The organism is Streptomyces sp. NPDC001380, from assembly GCF_042895785.1.
Classification (GTDB): domain Bacteria; phylum Actinomycetota; class Actinomycetes; order Streptomycetales; family Streptomycetaceae; genus Peterkaempfera.
Genome location: NZ_JBIAWP010000003.1, coordinates 181,571 through 200,320, shown reverse-complemented (window position 1 = coordinate 200,320; position 18,750 = coordinate 181,571). Strand labels below are relative to the sequence as shown.

The window sequence follows — 18,750 nt, the reverse complement described above, 5'->3', positions numbered from 1 at the left end:
GAGGCGCGGTCGGTGCGGAGGCGGGGCCCGGGCGGGGCCGGTCCGGGTTCGGCGCCGGGGCGGAGGCCGGTCCGGGCACGGGGCCCGGCGGGGCGGCCCGGGCCCGGCGGGCGGCTCAGGTCCAGAGGGTGGCGATGAAGATGTTGAGCATCGTGAGGCCGCCGATCGCGCCGACGACGCCGGAGGACGCCTTCTCCTCGTCCCGGTTGACCCACACCAGCAGCAGGACCGCGACCAGGACGGCCAGCTTGGTCCCGATCTTGACCATGTTCGGGTGGTGGTGGTCGGCCTCGTTCAGCCCCACCAGCACCATGCCGGTGACCAGCATGGTCAGGGCGCCGTGCACCATCGCGGGCACCACCCGGGCGGTGCCGGCCCGCAGCGCCTTCATCTGGGTGAGGAACCCGCCGAGCAGGGCGGCGATGCCGATGATGTGCAGGGCCACGAAGAAGTTGATGAGGACGTCCACGCGGGCGATGCTACCCGCGCCCCCGCGGCGGCCCCGGGGCGCCCCCGGCCGCCGCGGGCGGCGGGGTCAGGCGGCGCTGCGGGCGGCGGCCCGCTCCTCCCGCTCGGCGCCGTCGGCCTCCCGCAGCGACGCGAACGAGGAGTCGATCCAGCGCCGCAGCACCCGGGAGGCGGGCCGCTCCACCAGCCGGTGCACCAGCCACGCGGCGGCCAGCACGGCCGCGGCCACCACGGCGAGCCGCGCGTACGGGGGCATGGTGTCCCGCAGCTTCATCAGGGCGATCCAGCCCAGCTCCTGGTGCAGGAGGTACAGCGGGTAGGTCAGCGCGCCCGCCGCGGTGAGCCACTTCCAGCGGACCCTGCTGAAGACGCCGAGCGCGGCGCCGAGCACGGCCAGGAAGGCGAGGGTGAGCAGCGCCAGCACCACAGGGAACGACAGCGGGTGCTTGGAGCCGCTGACGTAGGGGATGACCAGCGTGTGCATCTGCCACTGGGCGACCAGGTACGAGAAGCCCACGATGCCCCACAGCAGCGGGTTGGGCCCCACCCGGTACATCAGGTACATGGCCACGCCGGCGATGAAGAACGGCGCGTACTGCGGCATGACCACCAGGTCCAGCAGCGGCAGGCCCGCGCGGGGGGTGAGCAGCGCGGCGAGCATCCACACGCCGCAGAACAGCACGACCCGCCGGTAGGTGACGCCCAGGGCCGCGACGACCGCGAAGAGAACGTAGAAGCGCAGCTCCACCCAGAGGGTCCAGTACACCGGGTCGATGTCGCCGGCCCTCAGTCCGGACTGCCCCATCGTCAGGTTGGCGAGCACCTTGCTGAAGGTGAGCCCGGGCCCGCTCACCCACGGCGGGTGGACGAGGAAGAGCGCCGCGGAGGTGGCGAGCACGCCCACCCAGTAGGCGGGCAGCAGCCGCACCACCCGGGAGCGGAAGAGGTCCTTGGGGGTGCGCCCCCAGCAGGACATGCAGATGACGAAGCCGCTGATGAGGAAGAAGAGCTCGACGCCCATCCAGCCGTACTGGCCGACCGCGTGCGCCTCGGGGACGGCGTCCCGGGTCCGGCCGCCCCAGATGGCCTCGTGCTCCTGGATGCCGGTGTAGTGCCAGGACATCACCCCGAGGGCGGCCAGCAGCCGCAGCCCGTCGAGCACGTACAGGCGCGGCCGGGCGGGCCGCACGCGCTGCGGTCCGCCGGGCGCGCGGTCCGGCCGCCGCCCCTCGGGCGGGCGGCCGGCCTGCTGCCCCTCCGGCGGGCGGTCGGGCGCGCGTCCGGGGCCGCGGTCGGGGTCCGGGGGTCTCACCAGGGTGACAGTCGGTGGCATGGGGCCGGTCTCTCCGGATCGGGGTCTTCTGCCTGCCGCCGCACTCGGCGACGACCCGGCCGACCCTACCCACGCGGCGGGCCGGACCCCGGGTCCGGACCGCGGGGGTGAAAAGACCCACACGGGACCGGCACGCCGCATCCCCGCCCCGCCGCGGCGGGGCGACCGGCCGTCAGACCAGCCGACGGGCGGTCGCCCACCGCGTCAGCTCGTGCCGGTTGCTCAGCTGCAGCTTGCGCAGGACCGCCGACACGTGGCTCTCCACCGTCTTGACCGAGATGAAGAGCTGCTTGGCGATCTCCTTGTACGCGTACCCGCGTGCGATGAGTCGAAGCACCTCGCGTTCCCGCTGGGTGAGCCGGTCGAGGTCCTCGTCCACCGGCGGGGTGTCCGTCGCCGCGAAGGCGTCCAGCACGAAGCCGGCCAGCCGCGGCGAGAACACCGCGTCGCCGTCCGCCACCCGGAAGACCGCCGCCACCAGGTCTGCGCCGGTGATGGTCTTCGTCACGTAGCCGCGCGCCCCGCCCCGGATCACCCCGATGACGTCCTCCGCCGCGTCCGACACCGACAGCGCCAGGAAGCGGACCGCGGCCGCGCCGTCCGCCCCCTCGGCCATCAGCGGCGCGCAGCGGCGGAGCACCTCGACGCCGCCGCCGCCCGGCAGGTGCACGTCGAGGAGCACCACGTCCGGGCGGGTGGCGGTGACCACCTGCACCGCATGCTCCACGTCGTCGGCCTCGCCGACGACGTCGATGCCGGTCCGCCCGGTGTCGCCGATCTCGGCGCGCACCCCCGTGCGGAACATCCGGTGGTCGTCGACGAGCACCACCCGCGCCGTGCGGCCCGGTGCCGCCCCGGCCTCTTCCCCTGCCCCGGTCATCCGTCCGCCCTCTCCATCTCCAGCTCGACCTCGGTACCGCCGGCCGGCGCGGGGCGCACCCGCGCGTGGCCGCCGTTGCGGCGCATCCGGCCGATGATCGACTCCCTGACGCCCATCCGGTCCTCGGGCACCGCCTCGGGGTCGAAGCCGGGGCCGCGGTCGCGCACGAAGACCCACACCGTCGCCCCCTCCACCTCGGCGTAGACCTGGACCGGTCCCCCGCCACCGTACTTGGCCGCGTTCACCACGGCCTCGCGTGCGGCCTGCATCTGCGCCACGAGGCGCTCGTCCATCGGGCAGTCGCCCACGCAGACCACCTCCACCGGCACCCCGTGCAGGTCCTCCACCTCGGCCGCGACCTTGCGGACCCGCTCGGCCAGGGTGTCGGGGGTCTCGGCGGCCGCCTCCGGCCGGTACAGCCACACCCGCAGCTCGCGCTCCTGCGCACGGGCCAGGCGGGCGACCTCGCGGGGGTCCTCGGCGTGGCGCTGGATGAGGGTGAGGGTGTGCAGCACCGAGTCGTGGAGGTGGGCGGCGATCTCCGCCCGCTCCTGCGCCCGGATGCGCTCGCGCCGCTCGGCGCCCAGGTCCTGCCACATCCGCAGCGCGTACGGGCCCACCAGCACCAGCACGCCCGCCAGCACCGCGAGCGACGCCTCCAGGACCGCACCGAGCTGGGTCTCCGACCCCTGCAGCACCAGCAGCCCGACGATGCCCGCGGCCACCAGCACGACGCCCGCGCCGATCCGCGCCACGGCGGTGCGGCGGCGGCTGCCGTCCAGGCCGAACCAGCGCTGCCAGCGCGAGTCGTCGGCCTGCCGCCACACCAGCGCGACGCCCGCGCCGATGGTCAGCAGCGGCCAGACGTACGGCTTGGCGGCCTGGACGTGCAGGGCGTTGAGCAGCGTGAGGACGCCCACCACCAGGGCCAGCAGCGCCACCAGCTGGCCCGCGTTCTCCCGGCCGGTGCGGCGCGGCGGGGCCGCGGCGGCCGCGTCCGGGGGCAGGCCGAAGGTCTCGCCCTGGAAGGTCCGCTGCAGGGCCTCCCGCAGCCGTCCGATCCGGCCGCCGCCGCGCTTGCGCAGCGGCTCCCCGCCGGTGCCCGGGACGAAGGCGCCGCCGACGTACGCCCACTGGCCGGGGCCGCCCCCGCGCGCGGGCTCGCCGATGCCGAGCGGCACCACGAACCAGAAGGCGGCGTAGAGCAGCACGCCTATGCCGTCCGCGAAGAAGAGCAGCACGAACGCGGCGCGCACCCACGCCACCGGCAGGCCGAGGTGGACGGCGAGGCCGCCCGCGACCCCGCCCACCACGCGCCGCTCGGGACTGCGGTAGAGCCGCCGGTACGGGGGCGGCTCCTCCGCCGCGCCCGCCGCGCCCGCCGCGCCCGCAGGTCCGGGAGCCGGGGCGCCCGGGGAGGACGGCCCCGGGGAGGACGGCGCGGAGGGCGCCGGCGCGGGGGCCGCGGGAGGCTCGGACGGGGCGGTGTCCACGGGGGGTTCGGTACCGGGTGCTGCCACGCCACCGATCGTCACACGTCCGCGGGGGCGTGCGCATCAGGGTCGCGCCCCGGACTTCCTCAGGGAGAGATCAGGGTCCGGGCCGGGCCGGAACGGGTTGGCCGGGACCCCCCGCACCCGCAGGATGGATCCATGACGGACGACCGCACGCAACCCCCGCCGGCCGACGGGCGCGCCTCGACGGCGGCCCCGGGCCCCGACGGCTCCCCGGCGGCAGGAGGGCCCGGCGGCGGCGGGGGCGCCCGCCCCCCGCTGGTGCGCAGCGACCGCCACCGGGTGGTGGCCGGTGTCTGCAGCGGCCTCGGCCGGCACCTCGACATCGACCCCGTGGTCTTCCGCGTGGTGATCGCCGTGCTCTGCCTCTCCGGCGGGCTCGGCCTCTTCCTGTACGGGCTGGCGTGGCTGATCGTGCCCGCCGAGGGGGAGCGCAGGCCGGAGATCCAGCGGCTCCTCACCGGCCACGTCGACGCCCAGTCGATCGGCGCGGTGCTGCTCACCGTCATCGGCACCGGCGTCTTCTTCTCCTGGATGGACCACGGCAACCACCTCTTCCCGGTGCTGCTGCTCGGGGGGCTCGTCTTCCTCGCGATGCGCTACGACCCCGAGCGGCGCCGCCGGCAGGAGGAGGGCCGCGGCCCGGGCCGCCCGCCCGCCGGTGTCCGCGGCCGGCCCGCCGGCACCGCCGACGGCGGCGGCACCGCCGGCGGTCCGGGAGGGCCGGACGGCGGGGGCGGGGCCCCGTGGCACCGGGACGCCGCGGAGGCGTGGGCCGAGGCCCGCGCGGCCCTCCGGACGGCCCTGGCGGAGGGGCGCGAGGAGGTGCGGCGCGCCGCGCCGTCCCCGACCGGGTACCGCTGGGATCCCCGGCACCCCGAGCGCAACCCGTACGCGCCCCACGACGCGCCGGTGCCGCCGACCGCCCCCGCCGCCTGGTGGCAGCGCGAGGACCTCCCGCAGGGGGACCCGCTGCGCAAGCCGGGCCCGGCGGGCGCCCCGCACCCCCCGGCGGCCGCGGCGCCGGACGCGCCGTACCGGCGGCACCCCCACGGGTCCGGGTGCCGGCGCGGGCGGCGCGGGCGGGGCGGGCTCGGCGCGGCCGCCCTGCCGCTCTCCCTCGCGGCGGGCGCGGCCGTGTGGGCCCTGTCCGGCCGCGGGAGCGGCGGGGCCCGGCTGACCACCGTGCTGGCGGCGGTCCTGCTGGTCCAGGGACTGGCGCTGCTGCTCGCCACCGTCCGGGGCCGGGCGCGCGGCCTGGTGCTCCCCGCGCTGCTGACCACCGCGGCACTGGCCGCCTCCGGCACCTCCGCCGTGCCGCTGCACGCCTCCGCCGGGGACCGCACCTGGGCGCCGTCCGGGGTCGCGCAGGTGCAGCGGACCTACAGCCTGGGCGCGGGCGACGCCGTCCTCGACCTCGGCCGCATCGACCCGGCCGGGGGCACCGTCGCCACCGGCGTGCGGCTCGGGGCGGGCGACCTGCGGGTGACCGTGCCGTCCGGCGTGCGGCTGGTGGTGACCGCGCGCAGCGGCGCCGGGGACATCCGGCTCCCCGACGGCACCCGCTCCGGCGGGGTCGGGAACGAGCGGAGGGCCGACCTGCCGCCGCCTCCCGGGACAGAATCGAAGGGCACCGTCACGCTCGACCTCCAGGTCGGGCTGGGAACCATAAGGGTGGTCCGCCGATGAAGCGGCACGAGACCGACGTCTTCTCCCTGATCGCCGGGGCGGCGTTCACCGGCATAGCGGTCCTCTACCTGGTCGCGTCGGTCAACGACCTGACGGTGAACGGGCGCATCGTGATCCCGGTCGCCCTGATCGCGCTGGGCACGGCGGGCCTGGCCGGGGCCGTGGCCCGGATGGCGCGCCGCGGCGGCCGCGGGCCGGCCGACGCCGTCGGCGCGGGGGACGCGGCGGACGGGGCGGGCGTGGCGGGCGGGACGGGGCCGGCGGTCACCGTCCCCGGCCCGGCCGCGGAGCCCGGTCCCCAGGGCCCGTCCCGCGGCGGCGCACCCGGGCCGCCCGCACCGTAGCGGCCCCCGGGACGGCCCCGCGCCACCCGTACGGCCCAGCGGCCCGGAGCAGGAGGGAGCCGGCGGACGGGGCAGCGAAACGGGGCAGCGGGACGGGGCAGTGCGGCGCCGGGCCGGGCGGCGGGCGACCGGGTCGGCGCGGGGGCGCGGTGGCGGCGCCCCGCGCCGGGCGCACCGGCCCGTGCAACCCCCGCCGCCCGTGCGGCGTCCTCCCCGGTGACCGCAGGGACGTACGCAGCACGCCACGGGGGCAGCCTTGATCCGTCCGACAGCCGTCGTCGCCGCGTTCGCGCTCTACCTGGCGGGCGTGTTCGCCGTCGCCACCACCGACTGGTCCGCCCCCGCCCCGCCCGCGGCGGCCGCGCCCCAGCCGACGGCCGCGGCCCGCCCCGCACCCGGTGGCACCGCCGCGCCGCCCGCGCCGTCCCGGCGGCCCGCCGCCGACCCGTGGAGCCGCACCGCCCTGCGCGACCGCCTGGCCGCCGAGCTGGACGCCGCCGACCCGGGCCGCGCCCTGGCCGACCTGGAGCGCACCACCCGCGCCCACCCCGTCACGGCCCGGTACTGCCACCCCATCGCCCACGAGCTCGGCCACGCCGCCCTGGTGAAGTACCGGGGCGACTTCGCCGCCGCCGCCCGCTTCCGCGACGACGTCTGCGGCTCCGGCTACCTGCACGGCATCGTGGAGGAGACCCTCGCCGACAGCCCGCACCCGGCCACCGACGTGACGACCCTCTGCGCGCCGGAGCAGTCCGCCTCCTGCATCCACGGCATCGGGCACGGCGCCATGTTCGTCACCCGGCTGGACGTCGCCGGCGCCGAGCGGCTCTGCTCCCGGTTCACCGCCGCCTACGCCGTCACCGCCTGCGCCGAGGGCGTCTTCATGCAGCTCTTCGAACCGGACGGGAGCGACCCCCGGGCGGCGGCGAACCTGCCCGCCCGCGCCCTGGCCGCCGAGCCCCTGTACCCGTGCCCGGAGCAGCCCGCCGCCTTCCGCGGCGCCTGCTACTTCTACGCCCCCGTGTACTTCCTCCAGCGGCACGACTACGCGCACCACCCGGAGTCCTACGCCGCCGGGCTGGCCTGGTGCCGCGGCGCACCCGTGGGCGACGGCGGCCGGGAGGCCTGCACCCGGGGCATGGGCTCGCGGATCATGAAGTACAACATCGACCGGGAGCAGTGGGCGGCCGACCGGTGCGAGGAGGCCCCGGCCGGCCAGCGCGGCCCGTGCGTCGCCGGGATGGTCAGCTACTACCGGGTGCACCACCACTCCCGGCAGGCGGCGGACCGGCTCTGCGCGCTGCTGTCCGGGGAGGCCCGCAACCTGTGCCGGGACGCCGCCGGGACCGGTTCCTCCGCCGCCGACTGAGCGCCGGTCCGGGGCCGGGACGGGGCCGGACCGGGGGTCCGGGGCCGGGACGGGGCCGGACCGGGGGTCCGGGCGCCCGTCCGCCGTCAGGCCTGCCGCTTCCCCAGCCGGATCCGGTCGCCGCTGCGGGTGATCCCGTACCGGGCCAGGCCCTGCGTCGCCGGGCCGACCAGCAGCGCCCCGGTCGCCGCGTCGAACTGCGAGCCGTGGCAGGGGCAGACCAGCTTGCCGTCCTTGGGGGCGTTGACCACGCACTGGGCGTGCGGGCAGACCGCCGACAGCGCCGTGAACCGCCCCTGCTCCGGCTGGAGCACGTAGACGGCGTCGCCGGTCGCCGGGTCGGCGGTCTTCACCGCCCCGCCCACCGCCACCGCGGACGCCGCCACCGTCGGCCCGCCGCCGTCCCCGGCGGGCGGCGGGGGCGCCGCGGAGGCCCCGGCGGACGGCGCGCCGCCCGGCGCGGACGCTGCGGGCGCCCCCGGCGTCCCCGGGGACGGAGCGGTCGTGCCCGCCGCGCCCCCGCGGCGCCCGAGCCGGGCGGCCAGTGAGCCGGCGAGCAGGCCGGTGCCGGCCACGGCGACCGCCGCGACCCCGGCGTCGACCAGCGCCCGCCGCCGGACCGTCCCCGGCGCGGCGCCCGAGGCGCGCTCCCGGCGGGAGCGGCCGGCCAGCAGCGCGTCCAGCGACAGGGTCGGCGCCCCCGCCAGCAGCAGCGGCACCCAGGCCGCCAGGAACGGCACGTCGTTGCCCAGGTAGTACGGGTGGACCTGCCAGCTGACGGTCAGCCAGAGCGAGAGGTTGACCAGGGCGCCGCCGAGCGCGGCCAGCCGGGTCCAGAAGCCGAGGAGCGCGCCGAGCCCCACCGCGAGCTCGCCGAAGGCCATGGCCAGGGCGAAGGGGGTGGGGGTGTGCAGGGCGGCGTCGAGCAGCGGGCCGATCGGGCTGGCGGCCCTCACCGCCCGGGTCTGCGCGGCGAACGACGCCGCGTCGGCGGCGCCCGCCAGGTAGTGCGGGTCGGCCAGCTTGTCCAGGCCCGCGTAGACGAAGGTCGCCCCGAGGAAGAGCCGCAGCGGGACGAGCGCGTGGCGCGCCGCCCTGCCGCGGGCTCCGCCGCCGCCGTCGGGGCCGGGCCGGGCCCGCGCCCTGCGCCGGCCCGCGCCGGGCGCGACCACCGTCCCGTAGTCCGCCATGTCCGCCATGCCGCACCCTCCCGTCCTCCTCCGCCGCCGGGCCCCGGCGGCGCACCTCCGGCCACACGTCACTACGCGGCCCGGCCGTGAAGGGTTCCGTACGGAGGGTGACCCGTGCGGCGGCCGGGGCGTCCGAGGGGGACGGTCGGGTGCGGGCGCGGTCGTGCGGGCGGGTCAGCAGCCGCCGCAGTTGTAGAAGGTCACGTCCCAGTGGCTGCCCTCGTCGGCGTAGATGTTGCCCGCGCCGGACTTGTACTGGGGGGCGCCGTCGCCCCGCAGGCCGATGTAGGAGAAGGCGCTGTGCACGTAGTTCGTCAGGCAGGTGTAGTGGCTGAAGTCGAGCTTGTAGCCGTTCCAGTGGCTGTAGGTGCCGCTGGCGTGGCCGGTCTCGGTGCCGCCGGTGATGTTGAGGGCGCAGCCGCTGGCCTGCTTGAGGGTGACGGCGCCCTGGGCGCTGGTGAGGTTGAGCTGGTCGAACGACGTGCAGGTGGAGACGTTGCGGTTGGTGCAGCCGCCGGAGGAGGACCAGGTGATCCCGGCGTTGCGGAACATGGACTCGGCCTGGGCCTGGGTGAGCTTGGTGACGGCGGAGGCGTCGGTGGCGGTGACGAGCACGGTGGACAGGGCGGCCGCGGCGCCGACCAGGACTCTGCGGAGGGTTGTCGTCATGGGCAGCAGTGAAGCCGTGCGGCACGTCCATGACAACAAGTCGGACGCGGGGAACCCCGGCGGATCCGCGCGGCCCAGCTCAGCGGTCCGCCCTGTTCACTGTCAGGGAACCGGCGCCGGACCGCGGTCTGCGGACCGCTCCGCTACAGCCGGTCGATCCCCGTCAGGTCGACGTCGATCCCGAAGGGGACGGTGAGCCGCAGCCGGTCGTGGTGGATGCCGGTGAGCCCGTAGGCCCGGGTGGCCGGGTCCCGCTCGTACACGTAGACCACCGGGCGGCCGTCCTCCGGGGAGCGCTCGACCCGCCAGAAGTGCGGGATGCCCGCCGCCGCGTAGAGCTGGGGCTTGCGCTCCCGGTCGCGGGTCTCGGAGTCCGGGGAGACGACCTCGGCGGCGAGCACGACGTCGGCTGCCCCGTAGTGGGTCTCCTCGGAGCCCCCGACCGCCTCCGCGCGGACGAGGAGCAGGTCGGGCTCGGGGCACTGGCGCGGCCCGAGCACCACGCTCATCTCCCGCCGGACCCGCAGGTCCTCCGGGACGGTCCGGCGCAGGCCGTGCTCCAGCAGGTACATCGCCAGGGAGTGGAAACTCCGCTGCGGGCTCACGAAGACCAGGCTCCCGTCGATCAGTTCCGAGTGCGGCGGGAGTGCGGCCATCCGCAGGAAGTCCTCGGCGGTGAAGCCGTCCTCCGGCGGGATCAGCCAGTCCGGGACGGCCGACTGCTTCGGCTGGGGCAGCGGCTCTGCGGTCATGGTTCCTCCCATGGCACGGGATCCTGGCCGTCCACCAGCGTAGGCGGGCGGAAACGGCCGCGCCGCCACCCGTGGGAAACCGGGTGGCGGCGCGGCCGTTGACGGGAGGTGGGGATCACTCCCACTCGATGGTGCCCGGCGGCTTGCTGGTGACGTCCAGCACCACGCGGTTGACGTCGGCGACCTCGTTGGTGATGCGGGTCGAGATCCGCGCCAGCACGTCGTAGGGGACGCGCGACCAGTCGGCCGTCATGGCGTCCTCGGACGAGACCGGGCGCAGCACGACCGGGTGGCCGTAGGTGCGGCCGTCGCCCTGGACGCCGACCGAGCGGACGTCGGCGAGGAGCACGACCGGGCACTGCCAGATGTCGCGGTCCAGGCCGGCGGCGGTGAGCTCGGCGCGGGCGATGGCGTCCGCGTCGCGGAGCAGCTCCAGGCGCTCGCGGGTGACCTCGCCGACGATGCGGATGCCGAGGCCGGGGCCGGGGAAGGGCTGGCGCCAGACGATCTCGCCCGGCAGGCCCAGCTCCAGGCCGACCATGCGGACCTCGTCCTTGAAGAGGCGCCGCAGCGGCTCCACCAGCTGGAACTGCATGTCGTCGGGGAGCCCGCCGACGTTGTGGTGGGACTTGATGTTGGCGGTGCCGGTGCCGCCGCCGGACTCCACCACGTCCGGGTAGAGGGTGCCCTGGACGAGGAACTCGACCGGCTCACCGGTGGCGCCCGCCTCCTCGACGACCTCGCGGGCGGCCTGCTCGAAGACCCGGATGAACTCGCGGCCGATGATCTTCCGCTTCTCCTCGGGGTCGGTGACCCCGGCGAGCGCGGAGAGGAAGCGCTCCTGCGCGTCCACGACCTTGAGCTTCACGCCGGTGGCGGCGACGAAGTCCTTCTCGACCTGCTCGGCCTCGCCCTTGCGCAGCAGGCCGTGGTCGACGAAGACGCAGGTCAGCTGGTCGCCGACGGCCCGCTGGACCAGGGCGGCGGCGACGGCGGAGTCCACGCCGCCGGAGAGGCCGCAGACGACCCGCTTGGAGCCGACCTGGGCGCGGACCGCCTCGACCGACTCCTCGACCACGTTGCTGGTGGTCCAGGTCGGGGCGAGCCCGGCGCCGCGGTAGAGGAAGTGCTCCAGCACCTGCTGGCCGTGGGTGGAGTGCAGCACCTCGGGGTGGTACTGGACGCCGTACAGGCGGCGCTCGTCGCACTCGAAGGCGGCGACGGGGGTGCCCTCGGTGGCGGCGGTCACGGTGAAGCCCTCGGGGGCCGCGGAGACCGAGTCGCCGTGGGACATCCACACCGACTGGTCGCCGGGGACGCCCTCGAAGAGGGTCGAGCCGGGCTGCGAGACGCTCATCGGGGTGCGGCCGTACTCGCGCAGGCCGGTCCGGGCGACGTCGCCGCCCAGGGCCAGGGCCATCGCCTGGAAGCCGTAGCAGATGCCGAAGACCGGGACGCCGGCGTCGAACAGCTCGCGCTGCACCGCCGGGGCGCCCTCCGCGTACACGGACGAGGGCCCGCCGGAGAGGATGATCGCCTTGGGGTCCTTGGCCAGCATCTCCGCCACCGGCATGGTGTGCGGCACGATCTCGCTGTAGACGCGGGCCTCGCGGACCCGCCGTGCGATGAGCTGGGCGTACTGGGCGCCGAAGTCGACGACCAGGACCGTGTCGGGCGCCTGGTCGGAGTGTGCGGGGGTCGCTGATGCCACGTGCGGCCTTCCGGCGGGTGTGCGGGGGGGGTCGGACCCCAAGTCTACCGGCCGCCGCCCCGCGGCCCGCCGGACGGCCCGGGGAGGGGCGCACGGGGGCCGCGAGGGGGCGGCGGGGCGGGTTCAGGCGCGGCCGCGGCACAGCTCCAGCAGCAGCCTGGCGATCTCGGCGCCGGGGCCGCCCAGCCCGGCCCGGAAGCGCTCCATGACCTGCAGCTCGCGGGTGAGGGCGAGGCGGGGGCCGCCGGCGGCGGTCCGGGCCGCCTGGACCTCGGCGGAGGCGGCCCTGCGCTGCCGGACCAGGTCGATGATGCGGGCGTCGAGGTCGTCGATCCGGGCGCGGGCGGCGGCGATGACGGCCTCGGCCCCGTCCGCGTCCACGGCGGGGGCGGCGGGGGTGGGGGCGGCAGGGGCGGCAGGGGCGGGGGCGGGGGTGGGGGCGGGGGCGGGGGCGGGGGCGGGGGCGGGGGCGGCGGGGGTTGTGTCGGCGTTCACGGGGTCCTCGTTCCTGGGGTTCCTGGGGTTCCTGGAGGCGGGGCGCCCGGCCGGCGGACCTCGGGAACGACGGGCGCCCCGGACCTTCCGGCCCGGGGCGCCTGTGCGGAGTCTGCGTCAGTCGTTCACGCGGCAGCAGCAGGACGGCATCCGGACCCGCCGGCGCCCTGGGTGAAGACGTGCTGAGCTGCTCTGGACATGCCCTCATTATGGACCGGTCGGTAGCGGAACACCGCAGGGGGGCGGGTCCCCGGGGGCGGGCGGGCCCGTGCGACAGGCGGCGACCCGGTCTTTCACCCGTTCGGCCGCGGCGGCGGGCGTGACCGGCCACCGCCCGGGCTCGTTGTTCCCGGCGACCGTACGAGCGCCCCCGCACCAGCCAGGGCGGAGCGCCGGCCCCTCGCACGGGGCCGTTGCGTACGGCACGCAGGACCACGCGTGGAACCTCCAGTCCGCCGTCGCGTTGAGGCGCGCGGCCCGACCCGCCACCGGCTCGCGCCGGCCGGGACGGACCGTGCGCCGTGGGACACCGCGCCGGTGCTGTGATCGGAAAGCAGGGGACAGCGGCCCGGTCACGACTGAAAAGGAAGGGCGGCCGGTCCCGGGGACGCCCGGGCCGGCCGTCCCGCCGACGGCGCCTCCCCGAACGTACGCGGGGCGCGCCACCACTCCCCACGGGCGCGCGCACCTCTCCCGCGCGCCCCGAGAGCATCCTTACACAGAGTGACGATCGCCAGGCCGCGCCACCCCGGCGCCCGGCGGCCGCCCGCCCCGGCGGAACGGACGTCACCGAGTGTGCCGAACCGGTTGCACGGACCCCTCTCCGTCCCCCACGATGCTGATGAGGGGGTTCACCGCCACCGCGGTCGCGGAGCCGGCGGTACCGGTCGCGACCCCGTGCGGCCGGCACGGTCGCACCGTTCGCCACCTCACGCTCAGTGATCGCTCGACCGTGCCCAGGCCCCATCGCCACCCGCTCCACCCCGGAACACTCCCGACCACGCCACTCCCGACCACGCCACTCCCGCACAGCCCTGCGCACCCCGGCCCTGCGCACCCCAGGCCACTCCCCCGGACGGCGCTCCTCCCCCGGCGCCGTCCCCCCAGCACCGGCGCTGCCCTGACGCCGCGTGCTGAACGGCAAAGGGCCCCGCTCCCCGCGGGGCCCTTTGCCTTTGCCGCTCCTGCTGCCGCCGGCGGGTTCGCCGCCGGGGCCGGGCGGGGGGCGCCGCCCGCCGCTACCCCGCCGGGGAGCCTCCCGCGCCGGGGCCGGGCAGGGCCGCCCTGCGGCCCTCCGCCCAGAGCCTGGTCTCGTTCAGCGCGACCTCCTCCGCGCGGGCCAGCAGCGCCTCGCGGGCCGCCGCGTCCCGCTCCGCCTCCGGCAGCAGCCGGTAGCGCACCACGGCCTGCTGGAGCTCCTGCCACGCCACACCGGCGGACGCCCAGCGCTCTCCCGGGCCGAGCAGCTGGCGCAGTCCGGTGAGGAAGACGCTCCCGGCGGCGACCGCGGCCGTGGCGAACGCCGGGGCGGAGAGCGCGGAGGCCACCACCGTCGCCGACGTCGTCGTGAGCAGCGCGAGCTCCACGGCCCGGTGGGTGCGCCGGGCCCGGTCGCGCGACCGCCCGTACCAGGCCAGCTGCGCGAGCACGTGGTCCAGCAGCGGGTCGGGGGCGCCAGCCGGGGGTGCGGACGCGTCCGCGGGCGCCCCCGGCGCGGGGACGCGGGCCCGGGTGCCGGCGGCCCCGGGCGCCCGGGCCCCCGGGGCCGGGTCCTCGGACACGGGGCCCTCGGGTGCCGGGTCCTCCGGTGCGGGATCGGGGAGCCTCCGGTCGTCCTGCGTCGCCACGGTCTGCCGCCTCCTGTCGGGACCGGCGGGGCGCACCCGCCGCGTCAGGCCTCCGCGTCCTTCCCCCGGATGGGGACGGAGAGCTGGTTGAAGGCGTAGTACACCGCCATCACCCCGTGCAGGGCCAGGGTCAGCGGCGCGGAGACGAACGAGAGCGCCACCAGGGCCGGGTAGACGGCGTTGCCCGCCGCGAACCGGGCGCGCGTCCGGCGCGCCGCGGCCACGTCCACCGTCGGGTCGAGCAGGTGGCCGTTCCGGGTCAGCCACCACCACAGCACGGCGAAGGTGACCGCGTGCATCACCATGAACCCGCTGTACACCGCCGCGGCCACGTGCGACGCACGGCCGTCGCGCAGGTACTCCGCCAGCAGGGCGGCCGGCCACGGGAGGGCCGCGACCACCAGGAGCAGCAGCAGGTTGAGGAAGACGAGCGTCCGGTCGACCCTGGCGACGTACCCGAAGACGGTGTGGTGGTTGGCCCACATGATGCCGATGACCAGGAAGGTGACCACGTAGGCGGCGTACGAGGGCCACTGCTGGGCGAGCGCGCGCCACAGGTGGTCCCCCGCGTGGGGCGGCACCTTGATCTCCAGGATGAGCAGCGTGATCGCGATGGCGAAGACGCCGTCGCTGAACGCCTCCACCCGGCCGGACTCGTTCATGGGCTCCCCGCTGGCAGTCGCTGCACGGCAGCGGCATCGTGCCACGGACGGGCACCGGCGCGCGCGGGGTTGCAGCACGCCGGCGGGGCCAGGGCCGCGGGCCGGGGCCGCGGGCCGGGGCGGCGGCGTCCGCCCCGGCCCGTCCGTCAGGCGCCGGCGGCCCCGGGCTCCCCCGCCGTCCGCCTCGCGGGCACGGACGGGACGGGGAGCAGCGGCAGGCGCAGGGCGCCGAAGGCCGCCTCGGGGACGGCGGGGGCCGCGGGCGCCACCGGGCGGACGCGGCGGTAGGCCTCGCCCTGGGCCGGCCGGGGGTCGGCCTCGCCCTTGTTGGGCCACATCGACATGGCGCGCTCCGCCTGGGCGGTGATGGTGAGGGAGGGGTTGACGCCGAGGTTGGCGGAGATGGCGGAGCCGTCGACGACGCTGACGCCCGGGTGCCCGTACAGGCGGTGGTAGGGGTCGACGACGCCGGTCTCGGGGCTGTCGCCGATGGCGCAGCCGCCGATGAAGTGGGCGGTGAGCGGGATGTCGAAGATCTCGCCGACGGTGCTGCCGGGGAAGCCGTTGATCTCGGCGGCGAGGAGGCGGGCGGCCTGCTCGGCGGCCGGGATCCAGCCCGGGTTGGGCGCACCGTGCCCCTGGCGCGACGTCAGCTTGCCCTTCCCGAGCCCCTTGCGCTTCGCGGAGACGGTGAGGGAGTTGTCCAGCGACTGCATCACCAGGCCGATGATGGTCCGCTCGGACCAGCGGCGCTTGCTCATCGACAGGGCGAAGGCGACGGGGTGGGCGGCGGCGGCGCCCAGGAAGCGCAGCCAGCGCGGTCCGCGGCCGCCGCCGGGCACCTGGAGGACCGACAGGAAGCCCATGGAGTTGGAGCCCTTGCCGTAGCGGACGGGCTCGATGTGGGTGTTCTCGTCCGGGTGGACGGAGGAGGTGATGGCGACGCCGCGGGTGAAGTCGGCGCGCTGCCCGTAGCGGCGGTCGGTGGTCTGGGCGCCCACCAGCGCCTCGGAGTTGGTGCGGGTCAGCTCGCCGAGGCGGGGCGAGATCCGGGGCAGGTGGCCGCCGTCCCGCAGCCCGTGCAGCAGCGACTGGGTGCCGTACGTGCCGGCGGCGAGCACGACGTACCGGGCGGTGAGGGTGCGCGTCCCGGCCCGCCGGGCGTCGGTGCGGCGGATCTGCACGGCGTAGCCGCCGCCGTGCTCGGTGATCCGGGTGACCGTGGTGAGGGGGTGGACCTCGGCGCCGCCGCGCTCGGCGAGGTGGAGGTAGTTCTCGGTGAGGGTGTTCTTGGCGCCGTGGCGGCAGCCGGTCATGCACTCGCCGCACTCGGTGCAGGCGCGCCGCCGGGGGCCGGCGCCGCCGAAGTACGGGTCGTCGGTCTCGGCGCCGGGGGCGGCCTTCGCCGCGCCGTCGCCGTCCTGCCCGTCGCCGAAGAAGACCCCGACGGGGGCGGTGTGGAAGGTGTCGCCGACGCCCATCTTCTCGGCGGCGGCGCGCAGGTGGACGTCGGAGGGCGTGAGGGTGGGGTTGGGCCGCACCCCGAGCATCCGCTGCGCCTGGTCGTAGAAGGGCGCGAGCTCCTCCTGCCAGTCGGTGATGTGGCGCCACTGGCGGTCCTCGAAGAACGCCTTGGGCGGCACGTACAGGGTGTTGGCGTAGTTGAGGGAGCCGCCGCCGACGCCGGCCCCGGCAAGGATGAGGACGTTGCGCAGCAGGTGGATGCGCTGGATGCCGTACAGGCCGAGGGCGGGCGCCCAGAGGTAGTTGCGGACGTCCCAGGAGTTCTTCGGCAGGTCGCCGGGGGCGTAGCGGCGGCCGGCCTCCAGGACGGCGACGCGGTAGCCCTTCTCGGTCAGGCGCAGCGCGGAGACCGAGCCGCCGAAGCCGGAGCCGACCACGATCACGTCGTGGTCGAACTCCCCCGCCTGCCGGGGCCCTGGGGACTGCGGGGGCTCCGGGGCCTGCCGGGGCTCCTCGGGGGTGCTCGTCATCGGGGCTCCTTCCGGGCATGCCGCGGTACCGCGCGGCGCGGGCGGCGGAAACAGGGCGGGTGGGCGGCGGGCGGGCGGGTTGCGGACGGGCGGACGGCGGGCCGGCGGAGCCGGCGGGGGGCGCGGCCGGGGCTACCTGAGGCGGAGCGCCTTCATCGCCCTGAGGCTGCGGGTGAGGAGGGCGGCGAACCGCTCGTCGTCCATCCCCAGGGAGGGCGCGATGGGCAGCAGCCGCTGGGTGGCGACGGTCTGGGCCTCGGTGTAGCGGAGGATGCCCTCCGCGCCGTGCCGGCGGCCGAGGCCGGAGTCGCCCATGCCGCCCATGGGGGCGCCGCTGGAGCCGTAGGCGGCGGCGTACGCCTCGTTGACGTTGACGGTGCCGGTGCGCAGGCGGGCGGCGACGGCCCGGCCGCGGCGGGTGTCGCGGGTCCAGACGCTGGAGTTGAGGCCGTAGGGCGTGGCGTTGGCGCGCTCGACCGCCTCGTCCTCGGTGTCGAAGCGGTACACGGAGACGACCGGGCCGAAGGTCTCCTCGGTGCAGACGGCCATCGACTCCTCGACCCCGTCGAGGACGGTGGGCTCGTGGAAGAGCGGCCCGAGGTCGGGGCGGGCGCGGCCGCCCGCCAGGACGGTGGCGCCCTTCTCCACGGCCTCGGCGACGTGCCGGGTGGTGGTCTCCAGCTGCCGCCCGGAGACCAGGGAGCCCATGTCGGCGCCGTAGGCGAGGCCGCCCCCGAGGCGCATGGCGCGCACCCGGGCGGTGAAGCGCTCCAGGAAGGCGTCGGCGACGGAGCGGTGCACGAGGAGCCGCTCGATGGAGATGCAGAGCTGCCCGGCGGAGGAGAAGCAGGCCCGCACCGCGCCCTCGGCGGCCCGGTCGAGGTCGGCGTCGGCGAGGACGAGCATGGCGTTCTTGCCGCCGAGTTCCAGGGAGGCGCCGACCAGGCGGGCGGCGGCCCGCTGCGCGAGGTCGCGGCCGGTGCGGGTGGAGCCGGTGAAGGAGACGTAGTCGGCGCCGTCGACCACGGCGGGGCCGACGACGGGCCCGTCGCCGACCACGATCTGCCACAGGTCGGCGGGCAGTCCGGCCTCGACGATCAGCTCGCGCGCCCACAGGGCGGTCAGCGCGGTCTGGGTGTCGGGCTTGGTGACGACGGCGTTCCCGGCGGCGAGGGCGGGCAGGGCGTCGCCGGCGAAGAGCTCCAGCGGGTAGTTCCAGGGCGAGATCTGGCCGACGACGCCCTTGGGGCGACGGGCCTCCACGGTGTGGGTGAGCACCGGGATCGCGCCGCCGCGGCGGCGGTCCCTCAGGTATCCGGCGGCGGCGCGGCCGTAGTGGCGGGCGGCGCCGGCGACGGCCAGCACCTCCTCGAAGGCGTGGATCCTGGCCTTGCCGGTCTCGGCCTGGACCAGGTCGAGGGCCTCGTCCTGGCGGGCGAGGAGCAGGTCGTGGAAGCGCAGCAGGACGGCGGTGCGGCGGCGGACCGGCAGCGCGGCCCAGGCGGGCTGGGCGGCGCGGGCGCGGCGGTAGGCGTCCGCGACGTCGTCCGGGGTGGAGAGGGGGAGCTCGGCCAGCACCTCGCCGGTGAGGGGGGCGCGGGTGCGGGCGGTGGCGGCCCCGGGTGCGGCGGTGACGCCGCGGGCGAGGCGGGTGACGAGGTCCGCGGTGACCGCCTCGGCGACGGTCCGGCCGCCGCCGGGCGCGGCGGGGTTGCCGTCCCGGGCGGTGTCGTGGTCGGGCCGACGGGGCGCGGCACCGTTCTCACTGTCCAGCGTGGTGTCCGTCATGCCGGGAAGCGTAGGCGCTGCGGGGCGCCTTGGGTACCCGGCGGT

The 18,750-nt window shown here is 76.9% G+C and carries 16 protein-coding genes and 1 pseudogene; 3 read left to right on the top strand and 14 right to left on the bottom strand.

What is annotated here, in order from left to right:
- Window positions 1-115 precede the first annotated feature (115 nt).
- From ACFY07_RS05795 to ACFY07_RS05780, 4 genes are all read right to left on the bottom strand, one after another.
- On the bottom strand, window positions 116-469 hold the full coding sequence (locus ACFY07_RS05795) for a hypothetical protein (protein WP_230648616.1): 354 nt from the start codon (window positions 467-469) through the stop codon (window positions 116-118).
- A gap of 66 nt (window positions 470-535) precedes the next feature.
- Complete coding sequence (locus ACFY07_RS05790) at window positions 536-1,801, bottom strand: acyltransferase family protein (protein ID WP_390867539.1); 1,266 nt, start codon at window positions 1,799-1,801, stop codon at window positions 536-538.
- 172 nt (window positions 1,802-1,973) lie between these two features.
- Window positions 1,974-2,681, bottom strand: a complete 708-nt coding sequence (locus ACFY07_RS05785) for a response regulator transcription factor (protein WP_230648621.1) — start codon at window positions 2,679-2,681, stop codon at window positions 1,974-1,976.
- A complete protein-coding gene (locus ACFY07_RS05780; RefSeq protein ID WP_390867673.1) occupies window positions 2,678-4,174 on the bottom strand; it encodes a PspC domain-containing protein in 1,497 nt (498 codons plus the stop codon). Before ACFY07_RS05780 ends, ACFY07_RS05785 begins: the two co-directional genes overlap by 4 nt.
- Before the next feature lie 159 nt (window positions 4,175-4,333).
- On the opposite strand from ACFY07_RS05780, the gene ACFY07_RS05775 reads away from it, so the two are divergent.
- The 3 genes from ACFY07_RS05775 (at window position 4,334) to ACFY07_RS05765 (ending at window position 7,597) form a co-directional block, all read left to right on the top strand.
- Window positions 4,334-5,884, top strand: coding sequence for a PspC domain-containing protein (locus tag ACFY07_RS05775; RefSeq protein WP_390867538.1), 1,551 nt, complete (start codon window positions 4,334-4,336; stop codon window positions 5,882-5,884).
- Window positions 5,881-6,228: a hypothetical protein gene (locus ACFY07_RS05770; protein ID WP_390867537.1), complete on the top strand. Its 348-nt coding sequence runs from the start codon at window positions 5,881-5,883 to the stop codon at window positions 6,226-6,228. Before ACFY07_RS05775 ends, ACFY07_RS05770 begins: the two co-directional genes overlap by 4 nt.
- Before the next feature lie 256 nt (window positions 6,229-6,484).
- On the top strand, window positions 6,485-7,597 hold the full coding sequence (locus ACFY07_RS05765; RefSeq protein ID WP_390867536.1) for a hypothetical protein: 1,113 nt from the start codon (window positions 6,485-6,487) through the stop codon (window positions 7,595-7,597).
- Between the two features lie 86 nt (window positions 7,598-7,683).
- Here ACFY07_RS05765 and ACFY07_RS05760 read toward each other — a convergent pair whose 3' ends face one another.
- The 10 genes and pseudogenes from ACFY07_RS05760 to ACFY07_RS05715 all read right to left on the bottom strand — a co-directional run bounded on the left by ACFY07_RS05760 (window position 7,684) and on the right by ACFY07_RS05715 (window position 18,705).
- Window positions 7,684-7,950, bottom strand: coding sequence for a Rieske (2Fe-2S) protein (locus ACFY07_RS05760; protein ID WP_390867671.1), 267 nt, complete (start codon window positions 7,948-7,950; stop codon window positions 7,684-7,686).
- A gap of 294 nt (window positions 7,951-8,244) precedes the next feature.
- A pseudogene (locus tag ACFY07_RS05755) lies at window positions 8,245-8,787 on the bottom strand (DoxX family protein); the annotation flags it as partial.
- Window positions 8,788-8,961: 174 nt separating this feature from the next.
- Window positions 8,962-9,456, bottom strand: coding sequence for a hypothetical protein (locus tag ACFY07_RS05750; RefSeq protein WP_230648635.1), 495 nt, complete (start codon window positions 9,454-9,456; stop codon window positions 8,962-8,964).
- Between the two features lie 143 nt (window positions 9,457-9,599).
- On the bottom strand, window positions 9,600-10,208 hold the full coding sequence (locus ACFY07_RS05745; RefSeq protein WP_390867535.1) for a Uma2 family endonuclease: 609 nt from the start codon (window positions 10,206-10,208) through the stop codon (window positions 9,600-9,602).
- Window positions 10,209-10,323: 115 nt separating this feature from the next.
- The gene (gene guaA, locus ACFY07_RS05740) at window positions 10,324-11,919 is read right to left on the bottom strand and encodes a glutamine-hydrolyzing GMP synthase (RefSeq protein ID WP_390867534.1); all 1,596 of its coding nucleotides are present in this window, start codon (window positions 11,917-11,919) and stop codon (window positions 10,324-10,326) included.
- Between the two features lie 123 nt (window positions 11,920-12,042).
- A complete protein-coding gene (locus ACFY07_RS05735) occupies window positions 12,043-12,414 on the bottom strand; it encodes a chorismate mutase (RefSeq protein ID WP_390867532.1) in 372 nt (123 codons plus the stop codon).
- 1,238 nt (window positions 12,415-13,652) lie between these two features.
- The gene (locus ACFY07_RS05730; protein ID WP_390867531.1) at window positions 13,653-14,261 is read right to left on the bottom strand and encodes a DUF4231 domain-containing protein; all 609 of its coding nucleotides are present in this window, start codon (window positions 14,259-14,261) and stop codon (window positions 13,653-13,655) included.
- A 44-nt stretch (window positions 14,262-14,305) separates the two neighbouring features.
- Window positions 14,306-14,923, bottom strand: coding sequence for a TMEM175 family protein (locus ACFY07_RS05725; protein WP_390867530.1), 618 nt, complete (start codon window positions 14,921-14,923; stop codon window positions 14,306-14,308).
- A 146-nt stretch (window positions 14,924-15,069) separates the two neighbouring features.
- Complete coding sequence (locus tag ACFY07_RS05720) at window positions 15,070-16,917, bottom strand: FAD-dependent oxidoreductase (RefSeq protein WP_390867529.1); 1,848 nt, start codon at window positions 16,915-16,917, stop codon at window positions 15,070-15,072.
- Between the two features lie 132 nt (window positions 16,918-17,049).
- The gene (locus tag ACFY07_RS05715; RefSeq protein ID WP_390867528.1) at window positions 17,050-18,705 is read right to left on the bottom strand and encodes a succinic semialdehyde dehydrogenase; all 1,656 of its coding nucleotides are present in this window, start codon (window positions 18,703-18,705) and stop codon (window positions 17,050-17,052) included.
- Between the last annotated feature and the right edge of the window lie 45 nt (window positions 18,706-18,750).